The sequence below is a fragment of the Planococcus plakortidis genome (genome assembly GCF_001687605.2).
Classification (GTDB): Bacteria; Bacillota; Bacilli; order Bacillales_A; family Planococcaceae; genus Planococcus; species Planococcus plakortidis.
The window spans coordinates 754779-781356 of sequence record NZ_CP016539.2; the positions used below are offsets into that span (position 1 = coordinate 754779).

A 26578-nucleotide genomic window follows, 5' to 3' on the forward strand; every position below is an offset into this window, starting at 1 on the left:
CATAGGCAGCCGTCATCATCACTGCCCATCCCGAATGCTTGCTGGAAATGTGTGCCGAGATTGAACGGGACGGGTTTGGCGATAAGATGCGCGCAGAACATATTGTGGATTTTCTGGCAGAGCGGTTCAATATCGCTTGATATAGTGGGGTGTCCCGCTAAGAGAACGAAAAAAGCCTTGTTGCCCGCATATGGGGCAACGAGGCTTTTTAATTGGCGGCGTCTAGTTTGATTTCCTTGGTCCGACCGCGGTACCACAGGCGGAAAGTGCATGTCAGAGCATTCGGCACATCTTCCAGATGGGATGTGTGGATAGGCCGGGCGCGTGTGACCATCTTGAGGGAAGACAGACCGAATGCGCGCTGGATGCGGTTTTGTTTGATTTCGACTTCGACAATCTTTTCACGCTTGGTGACGAATAAAGTGGAAGTGAAGCCGCCGTCTTTCAACTGGATCAATTCATCGTTCAGTAAATAGCGGGTATGCAAAAAGTCCAAAATACGGGATGCGAATATGACTATCAGGAACAGGATGGAGGCGATCCACCAAGTATCAACGATGCCAAGGAAATTCGGTTTGAAGTAAAAAAGCGCGGCTGTGGCAAACAACCATAACCAGCTCGGCTTGAGTATGCGAAGCCATAGCGCGCGGCGCGGCAAACGCTGCATGTCTTCTTGGATGCAGTAGCCTGGCAGCAATTCGGCAACGAGGGCATAAGCTTTTTGTTTCGGCAGGAACGGATAAAGCGAGCTGATATTCAAGTCTTCCGCGCCCATCGCCAGGCTGCCGGCACTGATTAATTTCACTTCCGCAAGCCCGAGAACCTGCTTGGAGAAAGATTGCGTAATTTCCACGGCTTGCACACGCTCTTTGGCGATTGAAAAGGATGCTTCCGAGACAACGCCTTTTTTGATGTAGACGCGCTGGCTATCTGAAGAAATTTCGTATTTGCCGTATTTGATAAACGTATGGATAATGCCGAACGTGAACGAAGCCGCAATTATTACTGCCACGGCAATAGCTATGACCCAAGGCGAACCGAGCAGGCTTGCACCGATGCCGCTGAAGCGCTCTTCAAGGGAGATGAATTCGGAAACATTGTAATAAAGTGAAGCAATCAGCGGGACAAGCAGCAAAAAACTGAACGAAGTCATCGATGCTTTCAGCAGATCGCGCCGCGTCGGCTGGAAATGGATGACGCGTTGTTCGGGCAGTTTCTGCGCGGACGGCGCGTGTTCAGTTTCGGAGCCATCTTCGACGATATTCGTCGTATCCGGTTCCGCGTCGGGCGATTCCTTGTGTTTCTGGACCACAGATTCCAAGCGCGCCGCTTCTTTTTTCGTCGCGACTTCGAAATTCACCGTTGCATCTTCCCCGGCGATGCCGGTTTCAAAACGGATCGAGGTCAGCCCGAGCACACGGTGAAAAAAGGATGTCTGGCAGTTGATGTTCTGGACTTTTGAAAACGGGATCGATTGATCGGTTTTGCTGAAAACGCCGCGCCTTAAATAAAAGCGTTGGTCGTCGAGTGCATACGTCGTTGTAAGCCAATTCGAAATAACGGACACGATAGACCACACGAAAAACAGCAAAAAGGCATAGCGGCCGTAGACAAAGAGCGGTCCATCATTGTCGGCTTGAAGGATGAATAAAATTAAGATGACAAAAATGGAGTTACGGAGCAATTTGCCGACTTTAAACAGAACCAGTACTGGATGATGGCGGCGATGGTCGTTCATTGTTCCACTTCCTTGATTTTGGCGAACTGGGCGATGCGCTCGCGCAGTTCGGCAGCTGTCTCTTTCGGCAGTGCCGGGATGGCATGGCTCGAGCCCATCGTTTCAACGGACAGGGAAGCGAGTTGGTATTTGCGCATCAATGGCCCCTGGGTCAGCGAAACGGCTTGGATTTTGGTCATCGGCACCAATTGCTCAGTGCGGCTCCAGATACCGAATTGCAAATGTAAGAACTCTTCATCCAAATCGTAGCGCCAGCTTTTAAAGGTGAGCGGCGGGCTGAGAAACGACCACACCAAACCGATGACGAAAAAGACGGCTAGGGCTAACAGCACCCAGAAAATCCAGCTGTACCAATCAAAGCGAAAATCTAAATAAAACAGAACAGCAAGGACGATAAACGCGATGATGTTGGAAATCAGTTCCTCCATGCGCCAGTATTTGACTGCATGAGGGGAGAGTGAATGCCGCGGGACGACAGATTGACTATTCATATAGAGTGCACCGCCATTTTTGTAAGATAGCATTCTATACGTATATATTGCATTGAAGTTTCACTGATATAGGCAAGTTGACCTTTTAAGGAATAATATGGTAAAGTTACGGCCGATTGAATAGATAAAGAAAGTCTTAAAAAGCTTCATTTGAAAATAGCCGATTTAAGGAGGACAATCATGCTTGCAGAAATGTATAAAAAAAGGGAAAAGCTTGCTTATGTCTTTTTGGCGGTTACGGTGCTAGTAGCAGCCGGCTGGCTAATCTTTCAGACGCCTGAGAGCAGCCGGGATTGGTGGGAGCTGCTATTCTTTTTGCTGCCATTCGGATTGAGCATCTCGATTATTGTCATCAGCCGCTCGCATTACCTTAAAGTAAAAGACATTGAAATACCGCATTCCGACAAGCAGCTGCTGGAGCTGAAAGAGCTGGTCATCAAAAAAGATGCCACCTTTGTTCCGAGGCTTTTATTGTTTGAAAAAAGTGGTGGATTTATCGGCAGTGTGGAGATGGCTAATATTAAATGGTGGATGTATCCGATGCTGTTAAGGGACGCTTCACTTTTGACATGGTTTCCGATGACCTATCAATTTCTCGATGATGACGGCAAAATCCAATTGAGCTTCCGTAAAACAGGATGGTTTAAACAGTCCAAGCTCGAGATTTTCAGTGCGGAAAACAATATGCTCGGCACATACATACAAGAAGAATTAAAGGCATTCGTTAATATCAAAGGCAAACTCTACAATGAAAGACAAGAGCTCATTCTGCCGATTCAGGCATCGGGTTTTTCGGGCAGTTTCAGCTGGAATGACCAGCAGGAGTGGCGCTGGGCTTATTTCTATAACGGAATGTTCCCACACGAGTACACGCATCTTTTCAGGGACATGCAAAATGATATTGTGGAATTATCTGAGGATATCGGCAAAGATAACAAAAAACGCTTGCTTGCGGTAATTGGCTATTTGTTTATTACACGCATCAAATCGTGAATAAAGCAAAGCAATATGAATGAAATTTCTGTAATTTAAAAAGCTATCTATGAACCCCTAAGGGTTCACGGATAGCTTTTCTCTATACAAGTTCAACCTTAATGCTGCCATTGTCCGACTGCAAATCCACCGCATTCTCGCCGCTGCCGAACACGCTGTGGCGATTTTTCACGCCGAACACGGAAACTGTGCCCCAATCGACGTTCGCACGGATCGTCGCATTTTTCGGCTGTGCCTGGGTCTCGACCGAAATCGCCCCGTTGTCGGTTTCGAGACTGATTGTACGGTCGAGGTCCACAGTCGACAAGCGGATGCGCCCGTTGTCCGTTTTCGCACGCACATTGCCTTCGATGTCTCTCAAGTCGATGGCGCCATTGTCCGTCGACGCCTGGAGTTCGTCTGTCTGGATGTTCCGCAGCTGAAGCTGTCCGTTGTCTGTACCGACTTTCAGTTTCTTCGCCCGTATCTGTGCCAATTCGATATCGCCGTTGTCCGATTTGACCGTCGCTTGGTCCGCCGTCATTTGCGCGAGCTCGATGCGGCCGTTATCCGTTTCGATGGACAACTGGCGACTGTCGAGGCGCTCGCCAGTGATGGTGCCATGATCGGAGTCGATTTGGATTTTGTCATACAGTTTCTTCGGCAAGCGGACGTCGAGCTTCGGCGATTTCATGCTGCCGGTGAAGCTGAAGATGCCCCATTTTCTCGGCTCTTCTTTCAAGGTGATGACGAGCGTCCGGTTGAGGATATCGACGTTCAGCTGCTGGCGGTAGCTTTTGTCGGTGATGTCGGCATGCATCTTGCCGTCTTCTGAAGGGGCGATCGTCAGCATGCCATTATCGATTTGAATATCGACTTGATCGAATTTGTCTTCTGTCAGTTCATTCGCCGCCGCGCTGATATCGCCTTGGTTGAAATCAAACGACTCGATCAGTTCATCGGCGATTTCCTGCGGCGATCCGAGTTCAGCAGCGATTTCGCTATCGGTTTTGCCATCTGCCTGGCCGTTCGCGAAATACTCGCGAATGTCTTGGAGAATGTCGTTTTGTTCTTCTTTCGGCAATCGTTTCAACGCTGTTTCAAGTTCTTGCAAAAATTGGTTTTCAGTCATTTTGCACACCCTCTTCAATTAGTTGGTTGACCCCATCCGTGAAACTTTTCCATTCTTCGAGCTGTTTCTGTAAATACGTACGGCCGAGTTCGGTGAGCGAGTAATATTTCCGAGGCGGGCCTTCGCTTGATTCCTGCAAGTAAGTGGTGAAATAGCCTTCCTTGGTGAGCCGGCGGAGCAGGGGATAGACCGCGCCTTCCGAGATGGCGATGCGGCTCGAGATTTTCTGGACGAGCTCATAGCCGTAGTGGTCTTGTTTATCCAACAGTACCAGCACGCATAGATTCAACACGCCTTTTTTAAACTGGATGTTCAATGGGATTTCCTCCTTTCTCAGCTAGTGTTTTATAAACAGTAGTGATTAATGAATAATATATCATCTAGTATTGTTCAATGCAAGGTACTGAAAAAAATAATTGAAAAATTTTTTTCTTCATTCAAACCGCTTTTCAAACCATAAAAAAGCTGGCTCCCATTCTGTAGAAAGGGAAGCCAGCTGTTAAGGCAATTATTCAAAATCGATTTCCGCGGTCATGACGCGTCCTGTCGGGTGCGGGTCAAAGCCGGTGATATTGTCTTTGCCGGCAAGCGATGGGGACGTGTGGACGAGCGGGATGATCGGCGGGTCTTCATGCAGGATGACTTGCGCTTCGCGGTACAATTCGTTGCGTTCTTCCTGGTCGGTGATGATGCGTGCCTGATCCAATAAAGCATTCAGTTCGGGGTTGTCATATTGTGTCGAGTTGGTTGAACCGGCGTTGTCCCCGTGCAATAGCGTATAGATGAAATTATCGGCATCGCCGTTCATGCCGGTCCAGCCGAGCAGGAACGTATCCGCTTCGCCATTGATCGCCTTTTCGATATAGGTCGCCCATTCAAACGAGACGATTTCTGCATCGACGCCGATATCGGCAAAATTGGACTGCAAGTATTCAGCGACTTTGGCACCATCCGGCATATAAGGGCGCGATACCGGCATGGCGTAGAGCTCCATGCTGAATCCATCGGGAAGACCCGCTTCGGCGAGCAATTCTTTCGCCCGTTCGGGATCATACGCGTATGGTTCGATGTCGTCATTATAGCCTTCGACAGCGGGCGGAATGGCGTTTTTCGCCGGGATCGCGCCTTCGCCGAAGAACGCTTCGACGAGCGCTTCTTTATTGACGGCATGGCTGAGCGCTTGGCGCACAAGCGGGTCGCCGAGCGGTTCATGGGTCAAGGTCATGCCGAGGTATCCCAGATTAAGCGGCGGCCGGGAATAAAGCTCAAGGCCCGCTTGTTCTTTGATCTGTTCGTGGGACTCGGAATCCAGGCCAGCCACGAGATCCACTTCGCCGCTCAGCAAGGCATTGAGACGGGAAGAATTATCCGGAATCGTGCGGAAGATGACTTCTTCCAGTTTCGGCAGCCCGTCGACCCAATAATCTTCGTTTTTCTCAAGGGCGATCCGCTCATTCGGCAGCCACTCCTGGAACGTGAACGGGCCGGTGCCGACCGGGTTGCTTCGGTAGTCATCCCCGAACTCTTCGATCGCTGCGGGGCTCGAAATTGACAGCGGCGTCAGCGCCAGATCTTTCAATAGCGTCGGCTGCGGCCTGTTCAACTTGATTTCCACCGTGAAGTCATCGACAGCCGTAACGGATTCGACATTATGGGTGTCATCGCCCACGTAGCCGCCGAACACTGTGCCGTACATCGGGAATCGGTCGCCGCCCCCGTTCATCCAGCGGTCGAAATTGAAGGCGACGGCGTCTGCATTAAAATCGGTGCCGTCGTGGAACTTCACGCCTTCACGCATCGTAAAGGTATGGGTCAGCCCATCGTCCGATTCCTGCCACTCGGTTGCAAGCATCGGTTCGACGGTCGTTTCGCCTTCCGCGAAGGTCGTCAATGTCTCGAGCACGCTTTGCGCGACGTTCTCGGATTCATTATCGGTCACTTCAGAAGGATCAAGGGATACGGCATCGCCGCCGCGGGCGAAAATGAGCGTCTCCTGTCCGGTGGATTCCTCGTTTCCGGCATCACCACCGGAACACGCCATCAAGAGGAAGGGGGACATCGTCAATAGGGCAAGCATTTTCATGGTTCGTTTACTCATTGAAACACTCCTTTGATTTAGTGAGTAGTTGGCATCATATTTTAATGAAGCAGTCTTGAATGTTGCAAAGAAAAGCTGTATTAACTTGAGCTGTGCATTTACTGCTCTTGTATATGTATAAGATCCAAAATCGACAATAGGTCAGTTGGGTGGAATTCAAAAAACGGAGAAATTTTAGAAACAAGCAAATGCCATAACATTTAGTATAAAGTATAATGATTCAGTATTGTGATAATTTAATCAATTTAGTCTTTTTGTACCACTTCAAGTCCAGCATGCTTCAATATCCCCTGAAAAATAAAAATGCTATCTGAACAATTCGTTTTTCGTGAATTGTTCAGATAGCCCCGTGCTTTTTAAAGAATCGCTTCCGCAATGATCCTGTCCAGCTTGCGGATATCGACTTTCTTATTCAAGTTCAATTTGAAGGTTCCGGCTTTTGTCCACAGCTGGATTTCCGCATTGGCATCGAAAGTGCCGGCGTTTTCGGTCGAGTACATATTGACCGATGTGAACGGGATGGTGTAGACTTCGACTTTTTTCCCGGTCAAGCCTTGCTTGTCGGAAATGATGATGCGCTTGTTCGTCACGACAGCGGTATCGCGCAAGGTTTTGTAAGCGACTTTCGCCTCCTCGCCGTCTATCAGCAATTCCTTTACCGATTTCGGCACATCGATTTCCTGGACGAAGGTCCAGCCCATCATTGCATTCAGTTCTGCCATTTGAATTCCCCCTAATCCGTTATTGATACCAGTATGGCATATGTCGAAAAGAGCTGCTATAAAAAAACGGGCCGTTCTAGAGAAGCTCAAGCAGCTAAATTCTGATTTGCCTTCATGGCGACCGCGTCCTTCAGCAATTCTTTCAGCAGATCGGCAAAACGGCCAAGATTGCAGGTCGATGAATGCATGTACCATGAAGAATGAATCAGCGTTTTAAGGGGTATGAATGATAATGGAATCCCTAAGTATCGGAGGGTGGAGATGGATTTTTTGCCAGATGATTATCTCATCATCACTTTACGGCTTATGATGGCTGCCTTGTTAAGTAGATTTATCGGAATGGAAAGGGAAATGAAAAAACAGCCTGCAGGACTCCGCACCCATCTATTGGTTGGCATCGGGGCCTGTTTGATGATGCTGCTTTCCATCACCGGTTTTGATTATTTCTTAAGGAATAGCAATGGGCCTGTTCAATTCGATCCTAGCCGTATTCCATCCTATGTTATCAGTGGTATCGGTTTTCTTGGGGCGGGCACGATTATCGTCCATGGCAAATCGGTAAAAGGATTGGCAACGGCTGCTTCGATCTGGGTCGCTGCAGGACTGGGATTGGTGGTAGGTATTGGAATGTATTACGTGGCTGTATTAGCTACATTCATTGTCCTGGTCGTTCTATTCGTATTGGGAAAACTGGAGAAGAAATACATGGCCAGTTCCAAGCAAAGACAGATAAAGGTAATAGCCGAGGACCAACAAGAAACGTTTTCGAAGCTTAGCCATTCTTTTAAAGAGCACCGATTGGCCATTATCGACTTTCGCATCGAGAATGAAGCAGCATATAGCGGCAAAAGTGAATAGGGCAGGAGATCTTATCGAAGGTTCCTGGGAACAATCGACAGACGGTGTTCACTGGGAACGTGATTTCAGCTTGATTTATAAAAAATGTAAGGAGCGACAGCCTTCCGGATTGCCTGGAGGGCTTTTTAACCGTGGAAATGAAAAATTTGGAAAAAGTTAAAGGGGAGCAGGACTTTTGATGTCTTTATGATCATTATACCAAAAATATCAAAAATTATATTGAATTATTTGTTAATTCAGACTACTATATATTTTGAGGGAGAAAATAATGGTAATGAAAGGGGAATTTCATGAAAAAAGGAATTGCTGGAATTTTTATGGGATCATTTTTAGTGATGGGGGCTTCTCTAAACGTAGCTGCCGATGAACATGTCGATAAAGACTGTGATGATTTTGCGAATCACGAAGAAGTGATGGAATTTTGGTACACAAACGGGTATAGTGCAGAAAACGACCCGCACGACCTCGACCGTGATAATGACGGACTCGCTTGTGAAGTCAGCCAATCAGAATACGATGATTATGTAGCAAGCCAAGAAGCTGCCGGATCTGATGACGAAGCTTCTGGTGATCAGGAAGAAGCTATAGAAGAGGAAGAGGAAGGTGCAGCTTTGCCGGATACTGCTTCGAACGGTCCTCTTATGATGTTGTTCGGCGCTGGAATTGCCGGGGCAGGATCATTGCTCTTAATCCGTAGAAAGAACCAAACAGCCGAGCAGCAATAGGCTGTCTGATAAGCACTCATACAAAAGAGCAGCGGGATTGGATATCCGCCGCTTTATCCGAATCTAAAAAAGGACTGTCCTTGAAAGTCATGATCATGACCTTTTGGGGCAGCCTCTTTATTGCGAGGTGATGCTAAATGAAGCGTTGGTTGGGCTTGGTGCTCCTGTTTATTGGTTTAAGTATGGTCATAGTGAATTTCTTGGAATGGAATACCGGCCACACAGCAGCGCAGGACTTCACTGAGAAAGAAGCGGACGAAGTGGCGAAAGTAGCTCAGACACTGGAAAAAGAAATGATCTTTACACCGCCTTCCATTGAAGAGCCGACTCCCGTGTTCACAAGCGATATTCAAGAAGAGGCAGGTGCGAATATCGCTACACTGCTCATCCCCAAGATTGAACAAAAATATTCTATCTATTGGGGAACGGACCCTTCAACCTTGACTCAAGGCGTCGGCATGTTCGTTAGTGATTTAACGACGGTGCCCGGCGGTTATGGACATACCGTTCTAAGCGGCCATCGGGATACGGTCTTTACTAGATTAGGTGAACTTGAAAAGGCCGATTTGCTTCATGTGCAATATGACGATGAAATTTTTATCTACGAGGTCACGGATACGTGGATTACGCACGAAGACGATCGAACAGTCATAGTCGAAAAAGAGGAATCTACTCTCACTTTAACGACTTGCTATCCTTTCGACTTTATCGGTTATGCTCCGGATCGGTATATCGTCCAGGCCGAGCTGGTCGCTGAACAAAAAATTAAGAACTAATAATTGAAACGCTGCGTATGCAAGTCAATGTTGCAGCCACGAAAAAAACAGCTGCCCGGATGGATTTCCCATCCCAATGGGCAGCTGTTTTAAATTGGCGAATGCCAAGATCAGTTGGTGGATCGGCGAACGGGGTTTCAGTCCGCATTCATGCTGTAGGTGTCGGACGTTTCGCAGACGGCTTTTAAATTGTTCAAGGTTTGCTCCAAGGAATTGTTCATCAGTTTTTGGATGATGAGTTTATTGGCGACTTTGCCCACCAATTTACCAGGCAGTTCATAATTCATGTCCAAAGAGATTTCGACGCCCTTTCCTTCCGGGATATAGGTCCAGAATTGTTCGGATGTGATCGCTCCTTTGACGGTGCCTCTCCATGAGTATCCATTGCCATCTTTTCCCGTTTCCACGACTTCAACTTCAATCGGCAAATGCATTCCGAGCATCGTGTATTTCATGTCCATGGTCGTGCCGGTCTCTCCTTGGCCAACCAGGTTTTCGGGTTCCGAAAGGCCGACGTACCATTGGAACCAATCGCTCGGGTTGATTGCGTAATGGTAAACTTCATCAATCGGCCGGTCAATATAGACGCTTTTTTGATATTCCACATACCATGCTCCTCCTCGTTCGTGCTCCGGGTACGGGAAGTGAGGTTCGAATCGTTCTTCGCCTCATGGGTGTTGAAACGATGCGGGAACTCTTTTTGCTGATCACAACTGATGCTAAACAACCGCCAATTCTCCAAACCGGATGAAGTGAATGCAACAGGACAGGAAATAGAATGACTTCGTTTTTCGATAAATTAAGCACTACTATTATATAGGAAATAAAGCTAAATTGCAAAAAAGTTATTAGAAAATTCAAACTAAATAAAGTTGTGCTAACTAATATCAACTGCGGGCAGGAAGGACTTTAAAAGTTCCTTAGCGAATATGCTCGAAGAAATAGATTCTGCACATACCGGCAATGAAAATCATGCCAGGAGGAATCGCAATGAAAATACTGATTCTCGGCGGCACCCGGTTTTTAGGGCGCTTTCTCACGGAGTCGGCGTTAAAGCGGGGGCATGAAGTGACATTATTTAACCGTGGAAAAGAAAACCCGGAACTTTTTCCAGAAGTAGAGAAATTGACCGGCGACCGTGGAGGCGATTTGTCTGAACTTGAAGAAGGCGAGTGGGACGCGGTCATCGATACATGCGGGTTTGTGCCGCGTGTGGTCCGTGAATCGGCGAAGCTTCTCGCAGATCGCGCTGGGCATTACACCTTTATCTCCAGCGCTTCTGTTTACGATGAATTGGAAAGCCCAGGAATCGACGAGCATCATCCCGTCGGCCAGATGTCTCTGTCGGATGCGGAAGAGATGACGAAAGGGATGACCAATCCGCCGGTAATGAATACTACGGCGAACTGAAATTCTTATGCGAACAGGAAGTGGAGCAGCAATTTCCCGAGCGCAGCCTCATCGTACGCCCGGTGCTGATTGTCGGGCCATATGATTTCACAGGACGCTTTAGCTATTGGGTCAATCGCGTGGCGAAGGGCGGTAAAGTTCTAGCGCCCGGCCGTAAAGATAAACGCATCCAATTTATCGACGTCCGGGATTTGGCGGAATGGATCATCCGCATGGTCGAACAACAGAACAATGGCGTTTTCAATGCAGTAGGGCCCGAATCGCCCTTGACGATGGAAGCCTTTTTGGACGAATGCAAAAGAGCATTGAAGAGCGAAGCGAAATTCGTGTGGCTGGATGAAGCGTTCCTCCTTGAAAATGAGGTCGGCTATTGGATGGAGTTGCCTTTATGGATACCGGATAGCGAGCAGATGGAAGGCTTCCTGTCGCTTAATATCGATAAAGCGCTTGGGAAAGGGCTCACGTTCCGCCCGCTTTTTGAAACCATCCGCGATACGCGTGAATGGGAGCTCAGGCAAGAAGCTTTGGAGCGTAAAGCAGGGCTTGATGACGATAAGGAACAAGCGGTGCTGGGAAAATGGAAAGCAAGAAAGGCGAATGCGTAAATCTCGGCATGTATATGACTGGATAAAACGCATACTTTTTCAGGGATTTCTTCCAAAGTTTAGCGACAATTCATTGCGGGAAACTAAGAGACTGTACTTAATTAATCGCAGGTTACTAGTTGAATGGAGGAGAAAGAAGATGGCACAACAGCATACACATGAAGAAGCAGTGGAAACAGTCAAAGATCTTATCAAGGATATTAAGGTTGCGATGATGACGACAGTCGTGGACGGCAAGCCCGTGTCGCGGCCGATGCAAACGCAGGAAACCGAATTCGATGGCGATTTGTGGTTCGTTACTTTGAAAGATACGGATAAATACGACGAGATTGCATCGAATCCAACAGTCAATTTGGCGTATGCCGGAAAATCTTACGTCTCCGTCAGCGGGACGGCTGAATTTATGGAAGACCTGGAGCGCAAGAAGAAATATTGGAACCCGATCTTCGATAAAATGCTGGAGACCAGCTACGATGACCCGAATGTCGTGCTGATCAAAGTAACACCGGAAACTGCGGAATATTGGGAGTCAGGCAATACGCTGAAAACCGTGAAGAAGTTTGCGCAAAAACTGACGAGCAAAGATTCCGTAGATGATAATGACAGTGAACTGAACGACACCGTCGATTTCAACAAGCCAAATAAATAATTGAAATCACAGATTAAACAGCATCCGCTTCTAACAGGATGCTGTTTTTTATTGACGGACTATTATGATAAACTTAAAGCAGAAATGGGTGATAGTGGAAGATAAGTTGAATTTCCCAAGGAGGGCTTAAATGAAGAAAAGCTTTGAATTCACACATGAAGGCCGACATATCGTCATTGAAAATCGATGGTTTGAAGGCGAAAAATTATTCGTGGACGGCCAATTGCAGGATGAAAATCTGGGGCTCAGTTTTGGCCGGGAGTTGAACGGCAAGCTGAAAACCTCTGAAGGCATAAAAGACTTGAAAGCCACTGTCGGCGGTTTTTTTACGATCGAGTGCAAAGTGTTCGTCGATCATCAATTAGCTTACTCCAGCAAGGCGTAGGCAATTCAATAGCTTAATTTGAGATGAGAAAAAATTACAGCGAAAGGGGTGATATCAGATGGCAATCCGTAATCAATTGTCAGCGTCAGGAACAACTCACGCAAAGCCTGTATGGAATGGCGATCCTTTGTGTGGGGCAAGCAAGAATTGAATCACCCATCACGCGTCATTTCAGCACACGGCTTCCTTATTAAATAAAAGAATCTACTTTATAAGGAGTGTCTTACAATGACGCAAACAGAACAGAACCGTGCTGAGAACAACATTTCTGGCAGACGGGTGGAAGCATTCATCCGCAATGACCAGTTTAACTTTATCAAAAACCAGGCGAAAATCCTGGTCAATGGCAAGGCGTCGAGCAACGACCGCGAAGTGGTGGATGTCCTGAGGCATTTGGCGCAGGAAAAGGTTTCCGGCTTGTTTCCATTAATTACTGAAGAACAGTCATCGCTGCTTGGGCAATTGACCGATATTACAGATCAAGCGCAAACCGATGCTTATTTGGAGAAGTTGGAAGCTTATCTTGTACCGTTTAAACAAGTGTCGCCTGTGGGATTGAAAAAGCTGTTTCCGAAAGCGAAAAAGTTGAAAGGGCCGAAGCTTGAGTCACTGGACTTTAAGCGTATATCTTATTTGGGCTGGATCGAAAGTTCGAATGTGATGTACTTGGTAACGGAACAAGACGGGCAGTTGCAGGGAATCCATGGCAGCTTCACACGCAGTTCGAAACAAGGCATCTGCTCGATCTGCAACCGCCATAGTGAGGTCGGCATGTTCATCGCGAAGACGAAAGGCTCCACTCAGGATCAGTTCATCAAGCGCGGCAATTATATTTGCCAAAACAGCGAAACCTGCAATGAACACATCGATACCTTGGAGCGTCTGGATGAATTCGTCGGACGGCTGCAAAAATAAATGACCCAAAAGCTCTCCAGCAAATGCTGGGGAGCTTTTGTCTTAAAAAAGTTCTGATTCTCAACGGGCGGAGCGGTGTGAAATGGCAGGGATGGGGGTACTTTATCTGTAATCACGAACTCTGCCACTGCTGCCGGCGCACCGTGTCTGGTACAAGACAAAACCAATTGTGTTGTTGGAGAGGGTGGGTTCGATGGGACCGGAACAGAATAAAACAGCGTTCAGCCTTGCCGCTTCCTGGTTCATGAAATGGGTGCTGAACAATAAAGCGGTATCAGTACTGATCATTTTGTTATTGATTCAATTGAATATTCTATTGGTGCCGAGAATCAGCTTCATTTTCGAGCCGCTTGTGGCCTTGTTCGGCGTCATGGGCTTGCCGCTCATCATGGCAGGAGTCCTGTATTATCTGCTCAATCCGTTGATCGACTGGATGGAGTCCAAGAAAATCCATCGCATCGGGGCGATTTCCATCGTTCTCATTGCAATCATTGGCCTAATTGTCTGGGGCATTGCCACTTTGATCCCGGTTATCCGTGAGCAGACCATCAGCCTGTTGGATAATTGGCGTGAGTATGTGGACCGTTTCATCGCACAAGTCGATGCGTTCTTCCAGAATGATTTGCTGTCGAGGCTTCAGACGCAATTGACTGGAGGGGAGGGCGATTTATCGACGTCGATTACGGAGCAAGCCGATGAAGTGGTGGGGACGACTGTCAGCGGCATCGGCAATGTCTTCGGCATCGTCTCGACGACGGTCCTGGCGTTGATCACGACGCCCTTCGTCTTGTTCTATTTGCTGAAAGACGGCCATCATCTGCCGTATCACATCATGAAATTCGTGCCGTCGCGCATGCGCGAGCAAACTTACCGCTTGCTGCGAGAAATGAATATGCAGATCAGCCAATACATTCGCGGCCAGCTGCTCGTCGCATTCTTTGTCGGTTTGATGTTCTGGATCGGTTTGAGCATCATCGGCCTCGAATACGCATTGACGCTCGGCATACTGGCAGGCGCGTTAAACCTGATTCCGTTTTTGGGAACGTTTATCGCCGTCATTCCGATCGTCGTCATCGCCATCGTGTTGCATTCTCCGTTGATGTTGTTAAAAGTACTGGCTGTCTTTACGATTGAACAAACGCTGGAAGGGCGTGTGGTGCAACCGCTCGTTCTTGGAAGCAGCTTGAATATCCATCCGGTCACGATCATCGCGGTTCTTTTGACAGCCGGGAGTTTGTTCGGGCTGCCGGGAGTGATACTGGGCATTCCAGCTTATGCGGTGCTCAAAGTGATGTTGGTTCACTTGTTCACATGGTACCAATCCTATACAGGCATGTATGCCGATGATTACAATCCGGCACCGAAGCCTTTGGTTTCCGAAAAGAAAAAGAAGAAGCTGCTGAAAAGCAAGAAGAAACTGACTTAGGCATGGCTTGTGGCAAAGTCGTCAATTCGTGCGGGCAGAAAAAACTCCCAGCCAACGAAGTTAGCTGGGAGTTTTCCTGTATTAGCGAGTTTCGCTTTTGACGACCGGGCAAGACGGGTCGCTTGTCCATTCGTTCATGGAGCCGTCGTATACGGCAACATTCGGCTGTCCGAGTTTATTCAACATCAAGGCGTTCCACGTTGCCGCAATGCCGCCGCCGCAATACGTGATGACTTTTTTGCCAGGATCGAGTGCGCCGGTCTGTTCAAAAGCAGCACGCAGCTTTTCATCGTCGTGCAATGCTTTGGACTGTTCGTCTGCATGAACGCCGAAAAAGACATTGTGGCTGCTTGGAATGTGGCTGCCCTGGAATTCTTCAGGGGACAGGCTATCGATGAGGACGGTGTCTTCGTCATCGATCGCTTTTCGGACATCTTCTTTCGTGGCGAGCATAGCGTCTTGCCGTTCTCCAGTGAAGCTGGCTTTTGGATAAGCCGTCTGGCCTGTTGATAAGTCGCGGCCTTCCGCTTGCCATTTCTGCAAGCCGCCTTCTAAAATGGCGATTTGATCGAACCCTTCGTAGCGCAGTTGCCATGCAAGCCGCGATGCCCAGTACGAAGCGGCGACTGATTCGCCGACAAGGGCATTTTGGTCGTAAACGACGGTCCGTGTGCCGTCACCAATGCCAAGTTCGGTCATTTTGTCGATAAACGCATCACGCGGCGGCACCGTGAACGGCAAATCCGATTCGCTGTCCGTCAATTCACCGAGCAAATCAGCATACACCGCTCCGGGGACATGGCCTTGCGCAAAAGATTCTTTGCCGGATTCGACATCCGGCGGCCCGCCGGCTTCAGGGAACTTCATGAATACCGTTGCGTCCACAATCCGCAAATCCGGGTCCTCCAAATGTTCTGCCAGCCAGTCGGTGGTCACGATTAATGGAATATCATTCATCTAAGAACTCCTCCTTCGCATAATTGTCTTTACTGTACGCTTTCCGTAAGAACTCCGTCAAAAAATAGGTTTCCAAAAGGGGAAGAGGCCCATGATCTATGCAGCGCTGCTTCGCGGAATCAATGTCGGCGGCAACAATAAAATCAATATGAAAGAACTAAAAGAAGTGTTCGAACAAGCAGGCTTGTCGTCGGTCAAAACGTATATCAACTCAGGGAATATCGTCTTCAAAGACGCCCGTAATAAAGAGCAAGTAACGCTTGTTTTGGAAGAGGCGATTTTTGAACATTTCGGGCTGCACATCAAGGTACTCGTTTATTCATTCGACGAATACAGCCGCATTGCACAAGCGGTCCCGCCAGAATGGGCTAACGACGAACGATTGAAAAGCGATGTGCTGTTTTTATGGGAGCAAGCCGATGGTGAAGGCGTGCTGGAGCAATTGACTTTGAAGCCAGGCATCGGTCGCGTGCAATACGTGCCCGGGGCAATTCTGTGGTCGGTCGATCGAGGGGATGTAACGAAAAGTGGAATGGCGAAAATCGTCGGGACCAAGCTGTATAAGCTGGTCACCGTCCGCAACGTCAACACTGTCCGGAAGATTTATAAGCTAATGAAGGAACTGGAGTGAAAAAACAAAATAGCTTTATTGTTGATGGATAATTCTGATAATATGAGAGTGATACAAAATATGGAAGTGGAGGCGATAGGATGGAATTGGCAGGTAAAGTGGCAGTGGTGACAGGCGGAGCTTCCGGAATCGGATTGGCGGCAGCAAAAGCATATTTGGCGAAAGGTGCAAAAGTGGTCATTGCCGACTTCAATGAAGAAGGCGGCAAACAGGCGGCAGAGAGCTTGAAGAACGATGGCGACATCCTGTTCATTAAAGTGGATGTGGCAAGTGAGGATTCGGTGAAGGAGATGATCGATTTCGCGATCGAACAATTCGGCACAATCGACCTGCTCGTAAGCAACGCCGGCATCGGCGCGCTGACGGAAACCCATGAGCTGAGCTATGAAGATTACCATAAAGTCATTGCGGTCAATCAGGACAGCATCTTCTTTGGTGCAAAGCACGCCATCCGTCATATGATGAACCATGGAGGTGGCGCCATCATCAATACTTCCTCGATTCTTGGAAGTGTCGGGGAAGGGGCGGCATTTGCCTATAATGCATCCAAAGGCGCGGTCAATCTGATGACGAAATCATTAGCGCTCCAATATGCGCCGCACGGCATCCGCGTCAATGCCGTCGCACCGGGTTATGTCGAATCCGGCATGGTGAGCCGTGAAGCGCTCGGCGAAGAATTCTACGGGCAGCTGGTCAGCAAACACCCAATCGGACGCATTGGAAACGCGGACGAAATTGCCCATGCGATCATTTTCCTTAGTGAAAATGATTTCACCACCGGCACGACGATCCTGGTCGACGGCGGCTATACCGCACAATGAACTGAAACGAAAAGAAAATCATTCGAAAATAGCTGTGCGCCCGGTGGTTTCGAACGAGGCCGGGCACACAGTTTTTTTGCATTCATTTCATCATAGGAACTCAAGGCAACAGTTTTTTCGGTTCTTTCACTTTGATGGAAACGACTTCGCCGCAATCGAGGCATACTGTAAAGACCCGCTCTGAACCGAAAGACATTTTCTTGTCCAATGGGCGCAAATTGACGAAATCCGTTGCTTGGACGAACGAAATCCCTCCGCAGTCCGGGCATTTCTTTTCGATATCCTTCATATTCTTCGTCCCCTTTATCTCTTTTCTCTAGTTACGCTTTTGATGCGATAAAGTTTCAAATTCTTTAGGCACGAAATTGTGTGAGACGAAAGAAGCGTTTCCTTTAAAATACATAAGTTCAGAAAACACAAAGGCCCTCTAGGTGATATGATTAGAAGATACGATCGACAGCGAAAAAACGGAAAACCAGCCGGGTTATACTATTTTTCAGTTTGACGGAACAGGTGATGACACAATGGCAGCGAAGACAAATACATACGAGACATCCATACGTTTAACTAAAACCGCATCGGAAAAGATGAGAGGGTTCGGCATCAGCGAACGCTCATTTTTTATGGCGGACAAGCCGTTTCAAGTATTTCTTGAACGCTACCCGTCCACTGCGGATGGCTCGCTATCCGTTGCGTTATTATTCAACGCCGAAGAGACGGCGCGGCTGACGGGCCAGGCAGCGGGACAACTCGCCGTGCTTCATTGCGTGTTCGCGAACCATCAATTGCTCGTGACCAATGTGACGCTCCGAAAAGCTTACCACTCGCTCGGCACCAATTGGCAGCGCGAGGAATCGATCCGGTTCAATAATTCACGCGCTCCCGTACCGGTAGCGTTCATGAACTTGATCAATCGGATGACGCCGGCGAAAGAGCGTTCGGATTACGTGAAAAAACGCATCTCGAGCTGGGAAGGCTATTTGAAAATCCAGGAACAAGGCATGGACATTCCGGATATCAAGACGGGCTATTCGAATTTGGCGTTCAACCACGATTTCAGCCGCATCACCATGACCGGCTGCCGGATGGACGAGAAGGAATGGAAAAACCTGCGCAATTTGAGTGTCCGCTTGACCGGCATCCAGGGCGATGTCGGAACGGCCATCAAGACGAAAAACCGTGCGATCGAAATCGAATTGAATCCATATATCATCAAGCAGCTGCGCGACAAAGCGCACACGCTTCATAAGAAAGAAGCCGTGTTCAGCAACTTCGCGGCACTCAGCCAAATCCGGAGATTGCGCCAAGGCTTCACCAATCTCGAGAAGGGCCTTGCGGTCAATCCGCAGCTCGACCGCCTGTTGTTCGAGGAACGGCCGAATGTGGCGCCGCTAAAGGAGTTGCCGAAGCTCGAGTTCCACAACCGCTTGAATGAATTCCAGCAGCAAGCGGTGACAGGGGCGATGTCTGCAGAGGACCTGTATGTCATCCAAGGGCCTCCCGGAACCGGCAAGACGACGGTCATTTCGGAGATCTGTCTGCAAAACGCCAAGAAAGGCTTGCGCACACTCGTCGCTTCGCAGTCGAATCTGGCAGTCGACAATGCGCTCGGGCGCTTGCTTGCCCATAAAGACATCCGCATCTTGCGCGTCGGGCGCACCGAAAGCATCGAAGAAGACGGACAGAAATTCATCGAGGAAAACGTCGGCCAATATTGGAAAGACCATACCTTAAAAGAAATCACGGCACAGTTCGAAGCGCGCAAAGCCCGCGAAAAAAAAGTCGCCCAAAAGCTTGAAGAAACGGAACAGGCCTACGTAGCGTTGCAGCCGGTTTTTGAAAAAAGGAAACAAGCTGTTGAAGATAAAAAGACAGCCCAAGCGAAACAACGCGAATTGCAGTCAACCCTCGAGCCATTGCAAAACAAAACACGGGCATTCGAGCTTGAACAACGGCAAGCAACAAGCCGCAAGCATAACATCCAAGAGAAAATGGCTGCCTTGCAAACGGCAATCGATCAAGCGCAAAGCATGCTTGATAGCGGGCATGGGCCTGAGTGGTTCGAACAACAACAGCAGCAAACAAGCGAAGCCATCGAACAGCTCGAACGTGCACGTGAGTTCAATCAACTGAATGAACAACTCGCTTCACTCCGCCGCGAGATGAAGTTGACCGAAGAAAAGCGCGACGAAGTGATGGCGAAAGCGCAGGAAAAGCAAGCCGTGCTCGAGGCAGTCGAGGAGATGAAAAAAGTCGACAGCCTGCTTGAAGTGATGAACGAACAACGAATAGAAGAAGTGCCGGCGATCACGTTCTCACTCAGCAAACTCGATATGATCCGCGACAAGATGGCAGAGCGTAAAAAACTCGAAGCCTATAATACGAGCGTCACGTCGGCGGTCGGCTATGTCGAGAAAATGCTTGCGGGTTCTGGCATTGATGCGGCACAAGTGAAAGAACGCGCCTTGTCGCAAGCGGAATCGTTCACCTCGGCCAATATCGATGAGTTTCTTGAAAAGCTGCGTACGATGCTGAAAAGTTCCCAGCACATCGAGTCGGGCGTTCTCGCGAAGGCGTTAAGCGGATTATACAAACGGCAAAACGATGTGTGGCGCAGGGGCGCGATGCTAAAAGCCGCCGATATTTATATCGAAGAATCCAAACGGGCATTCAGCCAATTGAAAAAAGCGCTGTCCATGGAACTCGAAAAGCACAGGCAGCGCTACTTGGACTTGGACGAACGAGGGCTGGAACAATTCGAAAGGCAACGTGCAGAAATTTCGCGTATCGAACGGCGAGTGGGCAGTTTGTCCGTCTCGATTGAAGTGCCGGAAGATATCGCACAGGCAATTGCCGATCACGAAACCCAATTGGCGCAGCTCCGGAAAGACCAAGCGGATTCCGCACGGGCGGCAGCGGATTTAGAGCAGCAGCAAGCCAAATTGCTCGATGAACAAACAGCATTTGAGAAAGCCGAACAGCGAATCGTGGAGATTGCAGCGCAACTTGATGTGGCGATGCGGCGTCTAATAGAGAAAGAGCAGGAACTACATGCTTTGGAGGCCATTCTTTCAACAGATCCGGAAGCGGCCTATGAAGAAACCGCGAAACAGCTCGCGAGTCTTTCATTCGATATGGAATCGCTCAAGCAAGAACAGAAAAACTTCCCCTTGCTGCAATCGGTGCAAAAGCAGTGGATTGGGCTGCTCGAGACGGCGAACGAGCACGATTTGGACGAAATTCGCAAACTGTATATCAAACACGCCAATGTCATCGGAACGACTTGTGTGGCATCGGCGCGCAAGGATTTCCAGGACAATTACCCGGTATTCGACGTCGTCATCGTCGATGAAGTGTCGAAAGCGACGCCTCCTGAACTTTTGTTGCCGATGCTCAAAGGCAAGAAGGTCATTTTGGTCGGGGATCATCACCAACTGCCGCCATTGCTTGGCAACGATACTTTGGAAGAGACCTTGGAAGAAATGATCAAAGAGGATAGCGGCTTCGAGGAAAAGCGCGAACTTGAGAAACTGCTCGAAGAATCACTGTTCGAACGCTTGTATAAGAACTTGCCGGAGTCGAACAAGACGATGCTCGCCCTTCAGTACCGCATGCACGAAGATATCATGGAAACGATCTCGCCGTTCTACAAAGACGAGAATGTCCAATTGCAATGCGGTCTGGCAGATTCAGACACCGAACGCGATCATTTTTTGGAGTCGCCATCCGTCAAACGGCACAATCATTTGATGTGGCTGGATTTGCCGAACGAAGCGGCGTATTTCGAAGAACGCATGAGCGGCGGGAAAAGCTTGTACAACCCGTCGGAACTTGCGGAAATCAGCCGCCTCTTGGTGGAGCTCAACGATGCCGTGGCTGAAGCGAAAGCAGCCGGGCGGATCCCAGCGGACGAGTTGAAAACCGTCGGTGTCATTTCGTTCTACGGCGAACAAGTGAAGCGGCTGCAGCGCATGATCGACCAGGAATTGCGCTTGCCGCATTTATTGGTCCGCACCGGCACGGTCGACCGGTTCCAAGGCAGCGAAATGGAGATCATTCTCTTAAGCATGGTGCGCAATAACCAGAATGAACGCGGCGATATCGGGTTTGCAAAAGATTACCGCCGGTTGAACGTCGCGTTGTCGCGCGCCAAGCAATTGCTCGTGATGGTCGGCAGTTCCGATATGTTCACGAAGCGTGCGAAACAGGAACAGACGAAACGGATGTATCGGCACGTACTCGATGTGGCCGAACAAAATCAAGGCGTAAAAGTGCTGCAGAAGGGGTGAGCAAATGGACAAACTGATCAACAGGCTGCGCGCGGAAGTGGCATCGAACAAAGAAGTGACGATCATCCAAGAACTTTCGTGGCATGTGCCGCTGGTTGCTTATGAAGTGTCGTTTGAACGCGTCAAGCGGCTCAAGATGGACATTCTGATGAAGATGCTCTTGCTGGCGTTCCAGGAAGCGGACATCCGCTGCCCGGCAGCGCTTGCGGAGATGCTGTTTGTTGAAGAGCTGTTCATCCGCGATTTGATCGATAAAATGCACAGCACGCAGCTGATCCACCTCGATGCAACAGGCTACCGCCTGACCGACAAAGGCCGTAGCCACTTGGAGGAAGGCATTTTTGAAGAAGCGATGGAAGACGGCGAGACAATCGTCTCCTTTAACGCCGTGCACGATGAGTATCAGGTAGTGGAAGAACTGTTTGAAGAAAAGGCAGATGATTTGCCCGCTTACCGCTATGCAAGGGATCAGAAAGCTGAAACGGTCCGCATCCATGAAGTGCTTAAGCAAGAAAAAAATAGCGCAGAAGAGGGTTATCAAGTGATCGTTACGGGTATTTCAACTTGTGATGAACTGGGGGTGGAATATATTCCTTGCCTCGAGTTTCAATTATATGACCGGAAACAGGATCTCTTCTACGCCCGTGTCTGGAACACAAGGCTTGGCACTTGGGACGAGGCGCTTCAGCTGGAAATCGAAGAAAAGGAACTCATCGAATGGCGGGAAGCGATGAAACATGCGGCAACGCCCTAGAAATGTGCTTTTAGCTTTGAATTCCTAATAAATGGGAGTACAATGGAGTTTGTTTCTTTTAACGGGCAGGCATGTTGATACTGCTTTCAGATAAATGATGAAAAGGTGTAATGCAAATGAATAAGAATAATAAGATGAAAATGAATACATTCATGCCCGTATTTCTCGTGGCGGTGGCCATGTTGTGGGCAAAAACCTATATTACGCAAAAGACCCAATTCACGCTGGGAGTGGAAGGGACGCTGCAGGAATTCCTGCTGGCGATCAATCCTCTTGGATCGGCGCTGCTCTTGCTAAGTTTCTCGCTGTTCTTCAAAGGAACGCGGAAATACTGGGCACTGTTGATTATCTACCTCGGCATGTCGATCCTGCTGTATGCAAACGTCGTCTATTACCGGTTCTTCAGCGATTTCATCACTTTGCCGACATTATTCCAAACACAGAATTTCGGCGATTTGGGCGGCAGCGTCCTGACCTTGATCCAGCCGCTGGATTTCCTGTTCTTTGTAGATGTGGTGTTGCTTGGCGCACTGGTCATTTCCAAGCGGATGGAGAAAGACATGCGTACGGTCAAGAAGAGAATGGCCCTGCCATTGATCGCGGCAGCGTTATTGATTTCCTTCTTTAACTTGTCGCTTGCGGAATCAGACCGTCCGGACTTATTGACGCGCGGTTTTGACCGCGCATACATCGTCAAATATTTGGGGATGTACAATTATGCGCTGTATGACACGGTGGAGAGCGCGAAAGCCTCTTCCCAACGGGTCATGGCGGACAGCGACGACAATACGGAAGTGTTGAACTACACGAAATCCAATTACGCGAAACCGAATGAAGCCTATTTCGGTGCAGCGGAAGGCATGAACGTCGTCTATTTGCATCTGGAATCTTTCCAGACCTTCCTGATGGATTATGAACTCGACGGGGAAGAAGTTACGCCGTTCCTGAATTCGATGATGGATGACCCGAACACATTGTACTTCGATAATTTCTTCCACCAAACGGCGCAAGGCAAGACTTCGGATGCCGAATTCATGCTGGAGAACTCGCTGTTCGGATTGCCGAAAGGCTCTGCGTTCATCACCAAAGGCCAGAATACGTATCAATCGGCGCCAGCGATCCTGAAAGACCAAGGTTACACCTCGGCTGTATTCCACGGCAATAACGGGACTTTCTGGAACCGCTCTGAAATCTATAAAGCGTTCGGCTATGACCATTTCTTCGATATCGAATCGTATCCGAATACGACAGCCGCCGACATGGCAGAATATGGCTTGATGGACAAACCGTTCTTCGAGCAGTCGGCCCCGATCTTGGAGTCGCTGCCGGAGCCGTTCTACACGAAATTCATCACCGTGGCGCATCATTTCCCTTATAAAATGGACCAGCAACTGGCGACCATCGAAAAAGGGACGACAGGGGATGCGAGCGTCGATAATTATTTCCAGACGGCGCGCTATGCAGACGAAGCGATCAAGCAGTTTTTCGAACAGCTTGAAGCGTCGGGCCTCGCGGACAATACGATGATCGTCATGTACGGCGACCATTACGGCATTTCCGATAACCATAACGAAGCGATGTCTGAAGTGTTGTCAAAAGACATCACGCCGGTTGAAAACGCCAAGCTTCAGCGCGTGCCGTTGTTCATCCACGTGCCGGGAATGGAAGGCGGCATCAACCATACGTATGGCGGCCAGATCGACCTGTTGCCGACCGTGATGCATCTGCTCGGGGTGGAAACGCAGAAATACGTCCATTTCGGCACCGATTTATTGTCGGAAGAACATGAAGAACTGGTCATGTTCCGAAACGGCGATTACGTCAGCCCCGGTGCCTATTCAATCGGTGAAACATTCTATGACCCCGAAACCGGCTTGCCGCTGGAAGGTGAACAAGAGCTCGAACAAGCGGAAACCTTGAAGCAGCACGGAACATATGAATTGCAGTTGTCGGACGGAGTGGTCAATGGCGACCTGTTAAGGTTCTATACGCCGAAAGGATTCACGCCGATCGACCCGTCGGATTATTACTACCAATCTTCGACAGATATAAATGAATAAGAAAAAAGATGCCCGCTAACCGAAAATCCGGTTGGCGGGCATCTTTTTTTAGAAAACAAATAATATATTGCATACGTCAGAATAGTATGATAAATTTAACGAAATAATAAATGAAGTGTAAACTTCAAAAAAACTTAAAAAGATGCCTAAACTTTAAGGGTGAGACTATGAACATTAAGGAATTAATCAACAGCCATTTTAATAAGTTATCGAAATCACAAAAAAAGGTGGCAGCCCATGTGCTGGATCATCCGCGGCAAGTCGCACTGAAATCAGCGCAGGAACTGGGTGCAGAGATACAAGTCAGCGAAACGACAGTGATCCGCTTTTGCTATAGCCTGCAGCTAGGTGGATATAAAGAGTTGCAGAAAATAATCCGTGAGCAGTTATTGAACCAGGAAAGCAGCCTGGCTGCTTATCGGCAATCGAAGGTGGAACTTCAAGAAGGGCCGCATTTTCTCTCACAGGTGATGGAACAGGACAGGCATATGATTGCACAAACGATGGCCGGAATTCAGGAAGAGGAATATGACAAAGCGATTGAACGCCTCTCTTCTGCAAAGACGATTTACGTCTTGGGCATGCGGTCTTCTTTTGCTGCAGCCAGTTGGCTGTCTTATGCACTGACACTTGTCAGGCCGGATGTACGGCTGATTCGGCCAGAGTCGGAAGACGTTATCCAAACGGTCAGTGGAATGGATGAAGACACGGTATTGGTCGTTATTTCGTTTCACCGTTACTTGAAAGAACCTATTCACATTGCGGAGCTGGCAAAAAAGCAGCAGAGCTTTATCGTCGGCATCAGTGATTCGCAAATAGCACCGATCCATGCAATAGCTGATGTTTTGTTTCCGGTCTATTCGCCGAATAAATCCACTTTGGATGCGACAGCTTCTTTATTCTCATTCATGAATGCAGTGGTTGCGGGCTTGATTGTAGAAGAAAAAGACGGCTTCGAAAAAAGGCAGGAACGCTATCGTGAATTGAATAGCGATTTCTTATTTACAGAAGGGACGGAAATGAAATGAAAGAAGTCATCGATGAAATAAAGCCTAAAGTAGAAGAAGTATTCGACCATCTTCATAGCCATCCCGAAATCAGCTGGAAAGAAGTCGAGACGACCAAGTATTTGAAGGATTTGCTGGAACGGGAAGGAATCGCAGTGGAAACTTTTGAAGATTCGACCGGACTGGTCGCTGTAGTAGGGGAAGGAAATCCTTGCATTGGGCTGCGGGCGGACATCGATGCGCTTTGGCAGGAAGTTGATGGTGAATATAAAGCCAATCATTCCTGCGGCCATGATGCCCATATGACATTAGCCATCGGCACATTCCTTGCGCTGAAAAAAATAGGGGTACCTTCACACGGCCGCCTGAAATTGATTTTCCAGCCAGCTGAAGAAAAAGGAACGGGTGCTTTGTCTTTCGTTGAAAAAGGGATTGTCGATGATGTGGATTATTTGTACGGCGTGCATTTGCGCCCTGCCCAGGAAGTTCAGGATGGCTATGCCTCACCGGCGATTTTGCATGGCTCCGCGAAAATGCTGTCTGGCCGCATCATCGGAACGGATGCCCATGGCGCCCGCCCTCACGAAGGGCAGAATGCTATTGAAGTGATGGCGCTGCTGGTCCAATCGATTCGTTCGATCCATGTAGATCCGATGGTCCCGCATTCAGCTAAAATGACCATGTTCCAGTCAGGTGGGGAATCGGCCAATGTCATTCCAGGAACAGCCACATTCAGCATTGACATCCGTGCCCAGACGAATGAGGTGATGGGCCAATTGTTCGTGAAAGTGAAACAGGCAATCGAGTCGATTGCAGAACTCACAGGCGTGGAAATCCCGATCGAAGTCAAAGCGGAAATAGCGGCTGCACAAGTGGATGCTACGGCGGTAGAAATCATGTCGCAAGCGATCGGGGAAACTTTAGGGACAGAATATCTAGAACCTCCGATCGTCACGCCAGGCGGTGAAGACTTTCATTTCTATACGTTAAAGAGGCCGGCAGTGAAGGCGACGATGTTAGGTTTAGGCTGCGGGTTGACTCCAGGGCTTCATCACCCGGCTATGACATTCAACCAGGAAAGCCTATTTGGCGGAATTGAAATTCTTGCCCGGACTATCCAGCATACTTTCAAGCGCTTGGAACAAGAGGGGTGATTC

26 protein-coding genes are annotated in these 26578 nt (G+C 48.7%); 17 read left to right on the top strand and 9 right to left on the bottom strand.

Annotation, left to right across the window (positions count from 1 at the left end):
• Positions 1-208: 208 nt before the first annotated feature.
• Both BBI15_RS03870 and BBI15_RS03875 read right to left on the bottom strand, forming a co-directional pair.
• Positions 209-1738, bottom strand: coding sequence for a PH domain-containing protein (locus tag BBI15_RS03870; protein WP_068872370.1), 1530 nt, complete (start codon positions 1736-1738; stop codon positions 209-211).
• Positions 1735-2229 carry a PH domain-containing protein gene (locus BBI15_RS03875; protein ID WP_068872372.1) on the bottom strand — a complete coding sequence of 165 codons (495 nt, stop codon included), beginning with the start codon at positions 2227-2229 and terminating at the stop codon, positions 1735-1737. Before BBI15_RS03875 ends, BBI15_RS03870 begins: the two co-directional genes overlap by 4 nt.
• Positions 2230-2409: 180 nt before the next feature.
• Between BBI15_RS03875 and BBI15_RS03880 the strand changes: the two genes are divergently transcribed.
• Positions 2410-3222 (top strand): hypothetical protein, encoded by an 813-nt coding sequence (locus tag BBI15_RS03880; RefSeq protein WP_068872373.1) that lies wholly within the window; start codon positions 2410-2412, stop codon positions 3220-3222.
• Between the two features lie 82 nt (positions 3223-3304).
• Here the strand turns inward: BBI15_RS03880 and BBI15_RS03885 are convergent, their stop codons facing one another.
• The 4 genes from BBI15_RS03885 to BBI15_RS03900 all read right to left on the bottom strand — a co-directional run bounded on the left by BBI15_RS03885 (position 3305) and on the right by BBI15_RS03900 (position 7153).
• Entirely contained in the window at positions 3305-4333 is a 1029-nt protein-coding gene (locus BBI15_RS03885; protein WP_068872375.1) for a DUF4097 family beta strand repeat-containing protein, read from the bottom strand.
• Positions 4326-4649 carry a PadR family transcriptional regulator gene (locus tag BBI15_RS03890; protein ID WP_068872377.1) on the bottom strand — a complete coding sequence of 108 codons (324 nt, stop codon included), beginning with the start codon at positions 4647-4649 and terminating at the stop codon, positions 4326-4328. The genes BBI15_RS03885 and BBI15_RS03890 overlap by 8 nt, the downstream gene beginning before the upstream one ends.
• Before the next feature lie 192 nt (positions 4650-4841).
• On the bottom strand, positions 4842-6431 hold the full coding sequence (locus BBI15_RS03895) for an ABC transporter substrate-binding protein (protein ID WP_068872378.1): 1590 nt from the start codon (positions 6429-6431) through the stop codon (positions 4842-4844).
• A 356-nt stretch (positions 6432-6787) separates the two neighbouring features.
• Entirely contained in the window at positions 6788-7153 is a 366-nt protein-coding gene (locus BBI15_RS03900) for a PH domain-containing protein (protein WP_068872379.1), read from the bottom strand.
• Between the two features lie 261 nt (positions 7154-7414).
• Between BBI15_RS03900 and BBI15_RS03905 the strand changes: the two genes are divergently transcribed.
• From BBI15_RS03905 to BBI15_RS03915, 3 genes are all read left to right on the top strand, one after another.
• Complete coding sequence (locus tag BBI15_RS03905) at positions 7415-8011, top strand: MgtC/SapB family protein (RefSeq protein WP_068872380.1); 597 nt, start codon at positions 7415-7417, stop codon at positions 8009-8011.
• A 290-nt stretch (positions 8012-8301) separates the two neighbouring features.
• Entirely contained in the window at positions 8302-8736 is a 435-nt protein-coding gene (locus tag BBI15_RS03910; RefSeq protein WP_068872384.1) for an LPXTG cell wall anchor domain-containing protein, read from the top strand.
• A gap of 137 nt (positions 8737-8873) precedes the next feature.
• Positions 8874-9512: a class D sortase gene (locus tag BBI15_RS03915; RefSeq protein ID WP_068872386.1), complete on the top strand. Its 639-nt coding sequence runs from the start codon at positions 8874-8876 to the stop codon at positions 9510-9512.
• Between the two features lie 137 nt (positions 9513-9649).
• Here the strand turns inward: BBI15_RS03915 and BBI15_RS03920 are convergent, their stop codons facing one another.
• Complete coding sequence (locus BBI15_RS03920) at positions 9650-10117, bottom strand: SRPBCC family protein (RefSeq protein ID WP_068872388.1); 468 nt, start codon at positions 10115-10117, stop codon at positions 9650-9652.
• A gap of 385 nt (positions 10118-10502) precedes the next feature.
• Between BBI15_RS03920 and BBI15_RS16605 the strand changes: the two genes are divergently transcribed.
• From BBI15_RS16605 to BBI15_RS03945, 6 genes are all read left to right on the top strand, one after another.
• On the top strand, positions 10503-10922 hold the full coding sequence (locus BBI15_RS16605; protein WP_237150906.1) for an NAD-dependent epimerase/dehydratase family protein: 420 nt from the start codon (positions 10503-10505) through the stop codon (positions 10920-10922).
• A 20-nt stretch (positions 10923-10942) separates the two neighbouring features.
• Complete coding sequence (locus BBI15_RS16610; protein ID WP_237150907.1) at positions 10943-11527, top strand: NAD-dependent epimerase/dehydratase family protein; 585 nt, start codon at positions 10943-10945, stop codon at positions 11525-11527.
• A 139-nt stretch (positions 11528-11666) separates the two neighbouring features.
• Positions 11667-12176, top strand: coding sequence for a pyridoxamine 5'-phosphate oxidase family protein (locus BBI15_RS03930; protein WP_068872389.1), 510 nt, complete (start codon positions 11667-11669; stop codon positions 12174-12176).
• A gap of 130 nt (positions 12177-12306) precedes the next feature.
• Positions 12307-12561, top strand: coding sequence for a hypothetical protein (locus tag BBI15_RS03935; RefSeq protein ID WP_068872391.1), 255 nt, complete (start codon positions 12307-12309; stop codon positions 12559-12561).
• A gap of 228 nt (positions 12562-12789) precedes the next feature.
• On the top strand, positions 12790-13476 hold the full coding sequence (locus BBI15_RS03940) for a FusB/FusC family EF-G-binding protein (protein WP_208599443.1): 687 nt from the start codon (positions 12790-12792) through the stop codon (positions 13474-13476).
• 193 nt (positions 13477-13669) lie between these two features.
• A complete protein-coding gene (locus BBI15_RS03945) occupies positions 13670-14902 on the top strand; it encodes an AI-2E family transporter (RefSeq protein WP_068872392.1) in 1233 nt (410 codons plus the stop codon).
• 81 nt (positions 14903-14983) lie between these two features.
• Here BBI15_RS03945 and BBI15_RS03950 read toward each other — a convergent pair whose 3' ends face one another.
• A complete protein-coding gene (locus BBI15_RS03950) occupies positions 14984-15859 on the bottom strand; it encodes a sulfurtransferase (protein WP_068872394.1) in 876 nt (291 codons plus the stop codon).
• Positions 15860-15950: 91 nt separating this feature from the next.
• Between BBI15_RS03950 and BBI15_RS03955 the strand changes: the two genes are divergently transcribed.
• Complete coding sequence (locus tag BBI15_RS03955; protein ID WP_068872397.1) at positions 15951-16490, top strand: DUF1697 domain-containing protein; 540 nt, start codon at positions 15951-15953, stop codon at positions 16488-16490.
• A gap of 80 nt (positions 16491-16570) precedes the next feature.
• Positions 16571-17311, top strand: a complete 741-nt coding sequence (locus BBI15_RS03960) for an SDR family NAD(P)-dependent oxidoreductase (protein WP_068872398.1) — start codon at positions 16571-16573, stop codon at positions 17309-17311.
• 100 nt (positions 17312-17411) lie between these two features.
• Here BBI15_RS03960 and BBI15_RS03965 read toward each other — a convergent pair whose 3' ends face one another.
• Positions 17412-17600, bottom strand: a complete 189-nt coding sequence (locus BBI15_RS03965) for a hypothetical protein (RefSeq protein ID WP_068872400.1) — start codon at positions 17598-17600, stop codon at positions 17412-17414.
• A gap of 235 nt (positions 17601-17835) precedes the next feature.
• Between BBI15_RS03965 and BBI15_RS03970 the strand changes: the two genes are divergently transcribed.
• The 5 genes from BBI15_RS03970 to BBI15_RS03990 all read left to right on the top strand — a co-directional run bounded on the left by BBI15_RS03970 (position 17836) and on the right by BBI15_RS03990 (position 26575).
• Positions 17836-21600, top strand: a complete 3765-nt coding sequence (locus BBI15_RS03970) for an AAA domain-containing protein (RefSeq protein WP_068872402.1) — start codon at positions 17836-17838, stop codon at positions 21598-21600.
• A gap of 4 nt (positions 21601-21604) precedes the next feature.
• The gene (locus BBI15_RS03975) at positions 21605-22354 is read left to right on the top strand and encodes a hypothetical protein (RefSeq protein ID WP_068872404.1); all 750 of its coding nucleotides are present in this window, start codon (positions 21605-21607) and stop codon (positions 22352-22354) included.
• Between the two features lie 116 nt (positions 22355-22470).
• Positions 22471-24414: a lipoteichoic acid synthase gene (ltaS, locus tag BBI15_RS03980; protein ID WP_418312491.1), complete on the top strand. Its 1944-nt coding sequence runs from the start codon at positions 22471-22473 to the stop codon at positions 24412-24414.
• A gap of 167 nt (positions 24415-24581) precedes the next feature.
• The gene (locus tag BBI15_RS03985; protein WP_068872408.1) at positions 24582-25442 is read left to right on the top strand and encodes a MurR/RpiR family transcriptional regulator; all 861 of its coding nucleotides are present in this window, start codon (positions 24582-24584) and stop codon (positions 25440-25442) included.
• Positions 25439-26575, top strand: a complete 1137-nt coding sequence (locus tag BBI15_RS03990; protein WP_068872409.1) for a M20 peptidase aminoacylase family protein — start codon at positions 25439-25441, stop codon at positions 26573-26575. Before BBI15_RS03985 ends, BBI15_RS03990 begins: the two co-directional genes overlap by 4 nt.
• The last annotated feature ends 3 nt before the right edge of the window (positions 26576-26578 follow it).

Excerpts from the sequence above, each read along its gene's own strand:
- BBI15_RS03870 (WP_068872370.1), bottom strand. The coding sequence starts at position 1,738 with ATGAACGACCATCGCCGCCATCATCCAGTACTGGTTCTGTTTAAAGTC.
- BBI15_RS03875 (WP_068872372.1), bottom strand. The coding sequence starts at position 2,229 with ATGAATAGTCAATCTGTCGTCCCGCGGCATTCACTCTCCCCTCATGCA.
- BBI15_RS03880 (WP_068872373.1), top strand. The coding sequence starts at position 2,410 with ATGCTTGCAGAAATGTATAAAAAAAGGGAAAAGCTTGCTTATGTCTTT.
- BBI15_RS03885 (WP_068872375.1), bottom strand. The coding sequence starts at position 4,333 with ATGACTGAAAACCAATTTTTGCAAGAACTTGAAACAGCGTTGAAACGA.
- BBI15_RS03895 (WP_068872378.1), bottom strand. The coding sequence starts at position 6,431 with ATGAGTAAACGAACCATGAAAATGCTTGCCCTATTGACGATGTCCCCC.
- BBI15_RS03900 (WP_068872379.1), bottom strand. The coding sequence starts at position 7,153 with ATGGCAGAACTGAATGCAATGATGGGCTGGACCTTCGTCCAGGAAATC.
- BBI15_RS03905 (WP_068872380.1), top strand. The coding sequence starts at position 7,415 with ATGGATTTTTTGCCAGATGATTATCTCATCATCACTTTACGGCTTATG.
- BBI15_RS03910 (WP_068872384.1), top strand. The coding sequence starts at position 8,302 with ATGAAAAAAGGAATTGCTGGAATTTTTATGGGATCATTTTTAGTGATG.
- BBI15_RS03915 (WP_068872386.1), top strand. The coding sequence starts at position 8,874 with ATGAAGCGTTGGTTGGGCTTGGTGCTCCTGTTTATTGGTTTAAGTATG.
- BBI15_RS16605 (WP_237150906.1), top strand. The coding sequence starts at position 10,503 with ATGAAAATACTGATTCTCGGCGGCACCCGGTTTTTAGGGCGCTTTCTC.
- BBI15_RS03930 (WP_068872389.1), top strand. The coding sequence starts at position 11,667 with ATGGCACAACAGCATACACATGAAGAAGCAGTGGAAACAGTCAAAGAT.
- BBI15_RS03935 (WP_068872391.1), top strand. The coding sequence starts at position 12,307 with ATGAAGAAAAGCTTTGAATTCACACATGAAGGCCGACATATCGTCATT.
- BBI15_RS03940 (WP_208599443.1), top strand. The coding sequence starts at position 12,790 with ATGACGCAAACAGAACAGAACCGTGCTGAGAACAACATTTCTGGCAGA.
- BBI15_RS03945 (WP_068872392.1), top strand. The coding sequence starts at position 13,670 with ATGGGACCGGAACAGAATAAAACAGCGTTCAGCCTTGCCGCTTCCTGG.
- BBI15_RS03950 (WP_068872394.1), bottom strand. The coding sequence starts at position 15,859 with ATGAATGATATTCCATTAATCGTGACCACCGACTGGCTGGCAGAACAT.
- BBI15_RS03955 (WP_068872397.1), top strand. The coding sequence starts at position 15,951 with ATGATCTATGCAGCGCTGCTTCGCGGAATCAATGTCGGCGGCAACAAT.
- BBI15_RS03960 (WP_068872398.1), top strand. The coding sequence starts at position 16,571 with ATGGAATTGGCAGGTAAAGTGGCAGTGGTGACAGGCGGAGCTTCCGGA.
- BBI15_RS03965 (WP_068872400.1), bottom strand. The coding sequence starts at position 17,600 with ATGAAGGATATCGAAAAGAAATGCCCGGACTGCGGAGGGATTTCGTTC.
- BBI15_RS03970 (WP_068872402.1), top strand. The coding sequence starts at position 17,836 with ATGGCAGCGAAGACAAATACATACGAGACATCCATACGTTTAACTAAA.
- BBI15_RS03975 (WP_068872404.1), top strand. The coding sequence starts at position 21,605 with ATGGACAAACTGATCAACAGGCTGCGCGCGGAAGTGGCATCGAACAAA.
- ltaS (WP_418312491.1), top strand. The coding sequence starts at position 22,471 with ATGAATAAGAATAATAAGATGAAAATGAATACATTCATGCCCGTATTT.
- BBI15_RS03985 (WP_068872408.1), top strand. The coding sequence starts at position 24,582 with ATGAACATTAAGGAATTAATCAACAGCCATTTTAATAAGTTATCGAAA.
- BBI15_RS03990 (WP_068872409.1), top strand. The coding sequence starts at position 25,439 with ATGAAAGAAGTCATCGATGAAATAAAGCCTAAAGTAGAAGAAGTATTC.